The 9438-nt window shown below is 26.4% G+C and carries 9 protein-coding genes; 6 read left to right on the top strand and 3 right to left on the bottom strand.

The window, feature by feature from the left end:
• Window positions 1-972: 972 nt before the first annotated feature.
• The 3 genes from ACNQ12_RS01715 (at window position 973) to rplA (ending at window position 3291) form a co-directional block, all read left to right on the top strand.
• The gene (locus ACNQ12_RS01715; RefSeq protein ID WP_418037065.1) at window positions 973-1743 is read left to right on the top strand and encodes a hypothetical protein; all 771 of its coding nucleotides are present in this window, start codon (window positions 973-975) and stop codon (window positions 1741-1743) included.
• 259 nt (window positions 1744-2002) lie between these two features.
• The gene (gene rplK / locus ACNQ12_RS01710) at window positions 2003-2593 is read left to right on the top strand and encodes a 50S ribosomal protein L11 (RefSeq protein WP_416754800.1); all 591 of its coding nucleotides are present in this window, start codon (window positions 2003-2005) and stop codon (window positions 2591-2593) included.
• 2 nt (window positions 2594-2595) lie between these two features.
• The gene (rplA, locus tag ACNQ12_RS01705) at window positions 2596-3291 is read left to right on the top strand and encodes a 50S ribosomal protein L1 (RefSeq protein ID WP_416754801.1); all 696 of its coding nucleotides are present in this window, start codon (window positions 2596-2598) and stop codon (window positions 3289-3291) included.
• Between the two features lie 83 nt (window positions 3292-3374).
• On the opposite strand, the gene ACNQ12_RS01700 is transcribed toward rplA, so the two are convergent.
• From ACNQ12_RS01700 to ACNQ12_RS01690, 3 genes are read right to left on the bottom strand one after another with little or no spacing between them, the layout of a single operon-like run.
• Window positions 3375-3854, bottom strand: coding sequence for a hypothetical protein (locus tag ACNQ12_RS01700; RefSeq protein ID WP_418037063.1), 480 nt, complete (start codon window positions 3852-3854; stop codon window positions 3375-3377).
• The gene (locus tag ACNQ12_RS01695) at window positions 3847-4374 is read right to left on the bottom strand and encodes a hypothetical protein (RefSeq protein ID WP_416754804.1); all 528 of its coding nucleotides are present in this window, start codon (window positions 4372-4374) and stop codon (window positions 3847-3849) included. Before ACNQ12_RS01695 ends, ACNQ12_RS01700 begins: the two co-directional genes overlap by 8 nt.
• Window positions 4374-4859: a hypothetical protein gene (locus ACNQ12_RS01690; RefSeq protein ID WP_418019341.1), complete on the bottom strand. Its 486-nt coding sequence runs from the start codon at window positions 4857-4859 to the stop codon at window positions 4374-4376. The genes ACNQ12_RS01695 and ACNQ12_RS01690 overlap by 1 nt, the downstream gene beginning before the upstream one ends.
• A 112-nt stretch (window positions 4860-4971) precedes the next feature.
• Here ACNQ12_RS01690 and ACNQ12_RS01685 point away from each other — a divergent pair, with 112 nt between their 5' ends.
• The 3 genes from ACNQ12_RS01685 to ACNQ12_RS01675 all read left to right on the top strand — a co-directional run bounded on the left by ACNQ12_RS01685 (window position 4972) and on the right by ACNQ12_RS01675 (window position 9437).
• On the top strand, window positions 4972-5820 hold the full coding sequence (locus tag ACNQ12_RS01685) for an HAD family hydrolase (RefSeq protein WP_416754808.1): 849 nt from the start codon (window positions 4972-4974) through the stop codon (window positions 5818-5820).
• 125 nt (window positions 5821-5945) lie between these two features.
• A complete protein-coding gene (locus ACNQ12_RS01680; protein WP_416754809.1) occupies window positions 5946-6956 on the top strand; it encodes an ECF transporter S component in 1011 nt (336 codons plus the stop codon).
• A 9-nt stretch (window positions 6957-6965) separates the two neighbouring features.
• On the top strand, window positions 6966-9437 hold the full coding sequence (locus ACNQ12_RS01675; RefSeq protein WP_418027557.1) for an MAG1360 family OppF-related protein: 2472 nt from the start codon (window positions 6966-6968) through the stop codon (window positions 9435-9437).
• The last annotated feature ends 1 nt before the right edge of the window (window position 9438 follow it).

The following is a 9438-nucleotide window of genomic DNA, read 5'->3' as shown; positions in this document are numbered from 1 at the left end:
TAATGTATTCAGACATTTTAATGAATTATTTAATTACTATTCAGTTTCCAAAGAATATATAAATAACGCTAAAGGCGTTTTTTTATATATTTTATGAATTTTTATCTTTTAAATATCACTCTTAAAAAAACAGATCATAATCATTAAGAATATTAAAAAAATCTATATTTAGTTAAATTAGTTTTTAAAAAATAAAAATTTTTTATATTTATCTGAAAAAATATTAACAATTTCTAGCAAAAAATAAGAAAATGTATAATTACTTATGTGCCTAAAAAATAGGGATAAATAAAAACTATGTTCCATATTTTTTATTTTTTATTGCTATTAATTAAAAAAATAAAAATTTTTTAAAAAAAATGCTCAAAATATGTAATAATAATTATGTAGCAAAAACAGCTACAAAAAAATAAAACAAAAATCTTTTGATTTTAATAAACGAAAGTAATAAGGTTTAAAACTTGAAAATAAAAAAATCTTTTCTTATTTAAAAAATTATAAAACACAACATAAATAATTTAATTTAAGATAGCGTTATTTAATAATTTAAAAGATCAAGTTTTATATTTCTTGTATATTTTTAAAGCATAGTTACTTTTTGGTGACTATGCTTTTTTGTAAAGCTCATTATTTGATTTTATAAATACTGAACAATGATCAAAATTTAAATATGTTAAATATTCAATAGATATTTTTAATTTTTTATCAAAAAAAATAAAAAAAGATAAAAATTTTACAAAATTATTTTTAATTTACCTATCCACTGATAATTGTTCCATATTTATATATACATTTCAAAAAATAATATTTATTCCCCAAAATTGGGAATAAATGTGACTTTTAAATAATGAATATTTATTTAGTTAAAGCAACTAAGAAAAAATAAATTTATTTTGAAAAAAATGTTTAAAAAGTGTAATAATAATAGTGTAGCAAGAAATCGCTACAATATGGCTTTAAAAGCAAATGAATATGAATCATGTTAATGATGCACAATTTATAAAAAACAAATATAAAACTGAAAAAATCTTTTCCCTTATTAATTCAAATGATGACATGGCTGTTTTTATAAGCTGGCTGATCCATGACAGAGGTCAATCTTTAACTCAAAAGAGTGAAACCGAAGTTATATCTGCTATTAGAAATAGTTCACCTGCCTATATAATGAATATGTTTAGTTTATCAAGTGATATTAATATATCAATCATAGCAAGTAATATCAAAAATATAAAATGATATATTATTGAAACTATTGATGAATTAAAAGAATTAATCCTCTATTCTTTTTGAAAATTGTTAGATGGTAATAAACCAAAATTTGAAAAAGAAATAACAAAAATCATTCTAAATAACGGAAAAAAGCAAGCAGAAAAGTATTTGTGAAAATGCTTGAAAAACAACACAATAAATTATTTGCAATCAATTTACAATGCACAAGGAATTTTTGAAGTAAAAAACGGAAATAGATGTGCAAAATTAAGTACTTTATATAGAAAAATGCACAATGCCCAATTTGTTGAAGGAATTGTCAATAAAGGCTATGAAATTGAAATTATGGCAGCTAAAAAAGCTAAAGAACAACATATGAAAGATGAAATTAATTTAAGCTATGCTAAATATCAAAATAATGATCATGAATGCAATAATTTATCAATTAAAGAGTTACAAGATTTTACTAAAAGAAAACAAGTAAAAGAAAAAGTGGAAGCTTTTGAACGTGAGTTAAATAATTGAAAGGTTTAAGTCATATTGTTATAAATTCTTGCTACAGTCCTCACTAGTAATGGTGGGGGCTTATTTTTAAAAAGTAAATTATTCTTTATTTATATGTTAAAAAATCTAATTTTATATTGTTTATTCCTTATTTATAGACTAATTAGGTTTGCTACTAAATTAGGAAAAAAAGACTTTTTTTATATAATAAATAAGCAATATTTATATTGCCTCTACTAGTGGGAGATATCAAACATATCGCTAGACCACAATATCGAAAGGATACATTATGGCAAAAAAAGAAATACAACGTATTGCTAAATTGCAATTCCCTGCAGGCCAAGCTAAACCTGGACCAGCATTAGCTGGTGTTGGTGTAAACATGCCTGAATTTACAAAAGCATTTAACGATGCTACAAGAGACAGAGCTGGTGAACCAGTTCCAGTTCAAATTACAGTGTACAAGGACAAATCATTTGAATTTAAATTATTCACAGCTCCTGCATCATTCAAAATTAAACAAGCTGCCAAAATCCAAACAGGTGCAGCAAATGCTAAAACAACAATTGTAGCAACAATTACTAAAGATCAACTTAAAGAAATTGCTGAATACAAAATGCCAGATCTTAATACAGATGACGTTTACTCAGCTATGGCAACAGTAGCTGGAACAGCAAGACAAATGGGTGTTTTAGTTGAAGGATATGATGACATCTTTAAAGCTAAGGCAGAAGCTAAAGCTGCTGCAAAAGCTGCAAAATTAGCAGCTGCTAAAGAAGAAGCTTTAAACAATGACTTAGAAGACCTTGTTAATACAAAGGGTCAAGCTATTGAAGTTAATGTTATTACAGATGAAAAAGCAAACGAAGGAGAAGAATAATTATGGCTAAAAGAGTTTCTAAAAATTTAAGAGCAGCTCGTGAATCATTTGATAGAACAGTTGCTTATGATTTAGCACAAGCTATTGAACTTGCTAAAAAAACTTCATATGCTAAATTTGACGCTTCAATCGACCTTGCTTTCAACTTAAACCTTGATGTTAGAAAAGCTGATCAACAATTACGTGGTGCTGTTTTACTTCCTCACGGAACAGGTAAATCAGTTCGTGTATTAGTTGCTACAAACAATGTTGAAAAACAAAAATTAGCTAAAGAAGCTGGAGCAGATATAGTTGTTGATGCTCAAGCTTTAGAACAAAGAATTAAAGAAGACAATTTTGATTTTGATGTTATGGTTGCTGACCCAGCAATGATGCCTTTACTTGGAAAATACGGAAAGAAACTTGGGCCTAAAGGTTTAATGCCTAACCCTAAAACAGGTACAGTTACTCCAACTCCTGAAAAAGCTGTTGAAGAACTTAAAAAAGGTAAAGCAAACTACCGTACAGATAAAGCCGGAATTGTACACTCTCTTATTGGTAAAGCAAGCATGTCTACAGAAGCTTTAGTAGATAATGCTCAAACACTTATTTCATTAATTAAAAAGTTAAAACCTGCTGCAGTTAAAGGTGCTTACATCTTAAACTTAACAGTTTCAGCTTCAATGGGACCAAGTGTTAAAATTAAAATAGAAAAATAATTATTTCTATATAACAAACTAAACTAGGAGAAATCCTGGTTTTTTGTATTCTTAAGCAAAAGAAAAACTCGCAATATTGCGAGTTAATCAAGTAATTTAGTTATTCTATCATAATCTTCAGCTGTAAGATCGTCTTTATTTGCAATATTGTTAATTGCGTCATCCAGATTAGAAATTGTATCTTTTAAAGTTGTTTTCTTATCTGTGATTCCGAAAAAACTTTGTAAGCTAACAACAAGAGTGGTAATTACAGAAAGAACAGCTATTAGCACAAAATAAACCATAGTTGCATCTGGATATTTATTAAATCTAATTGAATATAAGTTTAAAATTACTATACTTGCAGCAATTAAAATTGCTAGCACATTAAGAAAAACGAAAAAACTTCTAGAAAAAATATATTTGTTAAATGACTTTCTTTTCAACTTGTGAACTTTATCATGTAAATTAGTGTTATTTTTATGTTCTGTAACTGAAACTGATAATTTTCGCTCATCTACATTAAAGTCATGCTTTTTTGCATGTAAGTTAACTTTATCAATATCTATTAAATGCTTATCCATGTAAATATCCCCCAGCAAAATCACTTGACTTAAAACGATCTACTTCCATAATAGCGAGACAACGCTTATAAAATAAAAATTCAGCTTTAATTTTATTAAGGTTTTTATATACAAATATTTTTTGTTTGAAAACAATTGCTTCAAATTGCAATATTTTATACTTACTTAAATAAAAAGTGTATTTTTTATTAATTACAAAAAAGGTCAATAAACCAGTTAAAAAAGTGATTGAAGCATTAATTATTGTTGTCATAATAACATAGTTGGAATTTGAATTACCATTCAACATGTCAGTATAATATGGGTTATTATCTGGATAGTTTAAACCATTGGCTACAGAAAAGTTTTTGCTAGCTCCAGCTAAATATAAAATTGCAATTAAACCATTAAGTAAGGTAAATATAATAATTAATGAGTTAAGTAAGTAATACATAATTCCATATATAGTTATTTTAAGCTTGACTTTTTTAACTAAAAGCAAATATGCTTGATAACTTGTTAAGCTATTTTTATTTTTCACTATTTACCTCCGTTAGTTAACTCAGACTTCAATACTTCAGCAATGATAATCTTTTTCCGAGTTGAAGCTTGCTTCCATAAGGCGTTGATTATATTTTCCATAGCTTCAGTTGATATTTCATTAGCATTATATTTAATTTGCAGATATGAGATTGTAGTATAAATCTTTTTATACAAGTCACTGTGAGTATTGTATCTATATATTGCGATAAACAAGTTTAAAAAGAATGAAATAATTATAAAGCTAGCTAGAATAACCACATTAACATAAGATTTATAGTCGTCTTGTGACTCTTTGTTTGGTGTTTCTTTAGAAAGAATAGATAATGCTAGTGAAGCTAATACAATTGCAGCAATGTTTAAAAATGCAATTAATACTGAAAAAAGATCATCTAGCATTTTATAACGTTTTAGTCTACGCTTATCTTTTTCTAATTTCTTAGTTAAATTTTTGATAATTTCTTGCATATAAAAATTGTATAACATTCTAATTTTTCTCAAACATTTTAAGAATGAAAGTGGTATAAAAAAGTATAAATATACCTAAAAAATGCACTAAAAAATTCTTTTTTAGACAGTAATGGTCTATAATATACACATGAATAAAACATGAGCAATTTTTAGTGATGTGGATGGTACAATTTATCCATTTCCACATAAACAATTATCAGAAGTTAATAAGGCTAAAGTAAGGGAATTAGCTGATAAAAATATACCATTTGTTATTAATACAGGTAATCCACCGCTAGAAAAGATTCAACGGTTAGCTGATACATTGCACGCAAGATATCTATGCTGTTCTAACGGAGCAATGATATATGATAATTTAGAAAAGAAAGCTTTACATGTAGAATACATAGACACAAAAAAAGCTGAAGTTATCTGACCATTAGCATTACAACATGGTGTAACATTATACTACATGGGTAGTGATCAATACTATATGTACAATAGTAATGATGTTACAAGAGAATTCCTTACCACCTTTAATGAATACAATGACTGAATTACTGATGGTAGAATTAATCAAGACTTACACAAAATTGAAGCTTACGGAACTCCAGAAGCAATTTTAGCTTTTTATGAAGCATGTTTAGCCAGTGGTGTAGACTTAGACATCATTAATGTTTCTAACAAATATATTGAAATTACTAATATAGGAATTTCTAAAGCTTCAGGTATGAAATGACTTTGTGATAATGTCTTTCATGCTGATTTAGCAGACGTTATGGCAATAGGAGATAGTGCAAATGATATTCCAATGTTTCTTACAGCAGGGTATTCATATGCAATGGACAATGCTGATGAGACAACTAAGGCAGCTGCCAAATATTATACTAGCAGTGTAGAACAAGATGGTTTAGCTGAAGCTATTGATGATTATTTATATCGTTCAGATTTTGAATTAAAAAGAGCAATCTCACAACAAAAGCCTAAGAATAAATAATGAGGTCAGGTATCTCATTTTTTCTTATTTCTCTAGGGTAAAAGAAGCAATTAAATATTAAAATAACGCTTAGAAGTTTTAATAATTTTTGTTATGTTTATAGCGTAATAATATAAAATTTAAATATGAAAAAACCAGCAATTAATTCAGTTAACAAACTTAAAGTAAAACTTTCAGATTTAGGCCTTTTTCCTAAATGAACCATTCGTAAAATGGTTTTTGTTGCTATTTTAATTGCTATTTCCGTGGCTTTTACTGTTGTTTCAGCCCAAATTATTCCAATAGTTAATATTCCATCGTACAAGTTTTCATTTATTGGTTTGCCAGTTAAAATTTCAGGATTTATTTTTGGTCCAGTTATCGGGGTTTTTGTAGGGATTGTTGCTGACTTAATTTCACTCCTATTTGTACCACCAGCTGGTTATAACCCCATTTATACAGCTGCGACAGCTGTTAATGGATTAATTTCTGGGATATTTGGTTTATACTACATGGGATTTTTACGCTTTGCATTTTCGAAAGAATATCGTTTAAATCGCCTTTCTATTAAGATTAATTTATTAGCTTATAAATACAAATTTGAATCAGCAGCTGGAAATAGAAAAAAAGCAATTGAAATTGCTAATAAAATTGTTAAACTCAATAATAAAAGACAATTTATTAATCAAGACTCCTCAAATATAGCACTAAAAAATGTTTATTGTATTTCGGGTGCTTTATTTTTAGTGCTTGCAATTTCAATTATTGCTTGATATATTGGATTTTTTGTTAGTGACGAAATTATTCAAAATGGATTTATAAAAAATAGATGAATTCTTCTTGCGTTAATGACATCAGGAATGACATTATTAGTTATTTTTATACTAGTAGGTCGTTTTGCAATGCGCACTGATAAATATTTAGTATTTGTACCTATTATCGTCTTTTGTGCTTTTTTAGAGCTTATTAATATTCCAATACTTTCATTTGCTGACTTATATTCACTTGGAAATAGCGAAACAGCTGATATTTTTGTATGAATTACACAACACATTTTGACCAGTCCAATTAAGATTTGATTTAATGTTTTTGTTATTTATTATGCATATCAAGTTGTTTCTAAATTAATTAACAAAAATGAACACTTAGCATATTAAGAAGGTTGTATGGCAAAAAATAAAAAAATACTAACAATTGAAAATATTTTTATTCCTAAAGGGTATAGTAAAAATAGAGCAGGTATTTGACCAAGCTCTAATATTTCTATCCCTTTTTTATCTATTTATCAAAATAATAAAACAGCTTTTTATATTCCTAGTGATAATGAAAATATGATATTTCACAAATTAGCTAAGTTCATTTTAAAAGATAAAAATACTGTCATGACTTACTACAATCCAAATGTCAAGGAATATTATGATTTTAATAATTATTTAAACTTTACTACTAAGAAAAAAGACATCTTAGCTAAAGTCTCTTATTTTAATATCAATGAAATAGTGGATCAAGATGATTTAAATATACCATTATTTGAACTATGGGCTGATTGTCAAAATTCTATTAAAAGTGTTATTAATCTAGCTAGTTTAAATAGCATTTATTCAAATCTTGACTATACTATGAAGAATTTAATTTTTAATATTTTAAAAAATCATTCTTCAAATATTATGGACACTAATAATGATTTTATCAAGACCATTCGAGGCTTAGAACAAAGCCTTTTATTTTCAAGTGATAATAATGATCAAGAATCAATTAGTGCACATATCGAAAATCTAAATTTTATTATCAACTCTTATGTAGTTAATACTATAAAAGAATATTTTGATGTATTCAAAGAATTAAAAAATGAGTATCGTAGACTTGAAAGTGGGATACAAACCAGCAACATTAATGAGCAAAAGAATTTAATTGAGCAAAGTAAAATTAAACTTTCATATATGAATCAAATTAATAATGTTTCATTGCTAAAAGTTGAAAATGATTTAAAAATTCGTGATCTAACTAGTGAAATTAATTATTATAAAGATTTAAAAAATTCAATTGCTAAGTATGCTAAAAAAACTATGTATTATCAAATATCATTAATACATAAAGAGATAAATTTACTTGAGCAAAAGAAAAAGTTGCTATCTGCAATTAATGATGAATACTTTGATTTATTAAAAGATATTTTAATCAAGAAAAAAGAGCTTAATATTTGAATTAAAAATTTTAAAAAAATTCAATACCTTAATGAACAACAGTTTGAAGATTTGAAAATAATGATAGATTCAGAAATTAGTATTTTTATTACCAATAATTTCACTGAAACTAAAGACAAATATAAGAATGCTACAGTATCAAAAATTAAGGAATTTATTAACCAAGAGTTTTCATTCAATATTAAACCTTACATAGCAATGTCTAAAAACATGTATGATGAGTTAACTGAACGCATATCTCATAATCAAAAAGCAATTCGTGAGCTAAAAAATCTACGATTCAATCATTTGTCAAACTATAAAAATGTTGTATCCGTACATGAACTTGAGGAAAAAATTAAGTATGCACAAGCAGAATTGGATTGATCTAAATATTCTGAAGAAAAATTGTTTAATTGGTTGCTTAAGTCAAAAGAATTTAAACTGAATCGCCTTAAATTAAATGTTAGACGTACTGAAAAAACAGTAATTTCTATTATAAATTCTCTTTTAGTTAAAGTCACTATGCTACATCATGATGCAGCAGTCAAAACATTGGTGGATTTCAAGAAACTTTTAACTAAAAATTGAATAAGTAAATTACTTATGGATTTAATCAACTATTCATCTAATAAGCAAAAAGCAAGTAAGAAATTTTTAAAAGACTCAGCTGCTATGATCCGTTTTATTGAATCATATGAAACTGCCTCAGTATCAATTCCTAATTATGTTAGACCTTTTAAGGATTTAGACATTATTGATAAGGCTAAAATTAAATTAACAAAGTTTGGATTAAGCAAAATAGAAGTTTTATTACTACAAGACAATATGGAAAATATCGCGGAAGAAGCACGTAGTGAGTTTTTAAGAGTTTTATTTAAAATAGTTGACGCTAATAATATTGCTACAGTTTTTATTACATCGAATTTAAAATTCATTAAAGAAACAATGGATTATGTTTACTTCTTTAATGATATGCAGTTACTAGAAGGTGCTAAAGTTAAAGAAATTTTTTCTCACCCAGTAAATCCAGATATTAAATTATTAATTAATCATAAGATTTCTTCCTTAAATCAACAATTAAACCGTGAATATGTACAATTATTTATTAAACAAGGTTTATATACTTTAGACACTCATCCTTCACACTTTGTTTACTGTACTTTAAACGAATATCAAAAATGAAATATGATTAATAAAAATAATCAAACTAGTGAATCTGAGCGCTTATTTAGCGATGGTAAACCTTCTGATACTAAAATTAACGAGCAATTCCAATCAGTTTTTGTTAATGATGAAGTTATTTTGACTGATGCAAATAATCAACTAGTACCAGAGCCTTATGACAAAGATGATAAGCAATTTACTAAGGAAATTAAATTAACAAAACATGTAAGCAATCATGAATCTGATGCAGAAATAATTTCTCCAGAAGTTGAAAGCAAATTATTTTAAT

This window comes from Mycoplasma paraquilae, assembly GCF_048284415.1.
In the GTDB taxonomy this organism is placed as follows: Bacteria; Bacillota_I; Bacilli_A; order Mycoplasmatales; family Metamycoplasmataceae; genus Mycoplasmopsis.
Note: the sequence above shows the minus strand (reverse complement) of the source record. Positions and strands in the feature narration are given on the sequence as shown.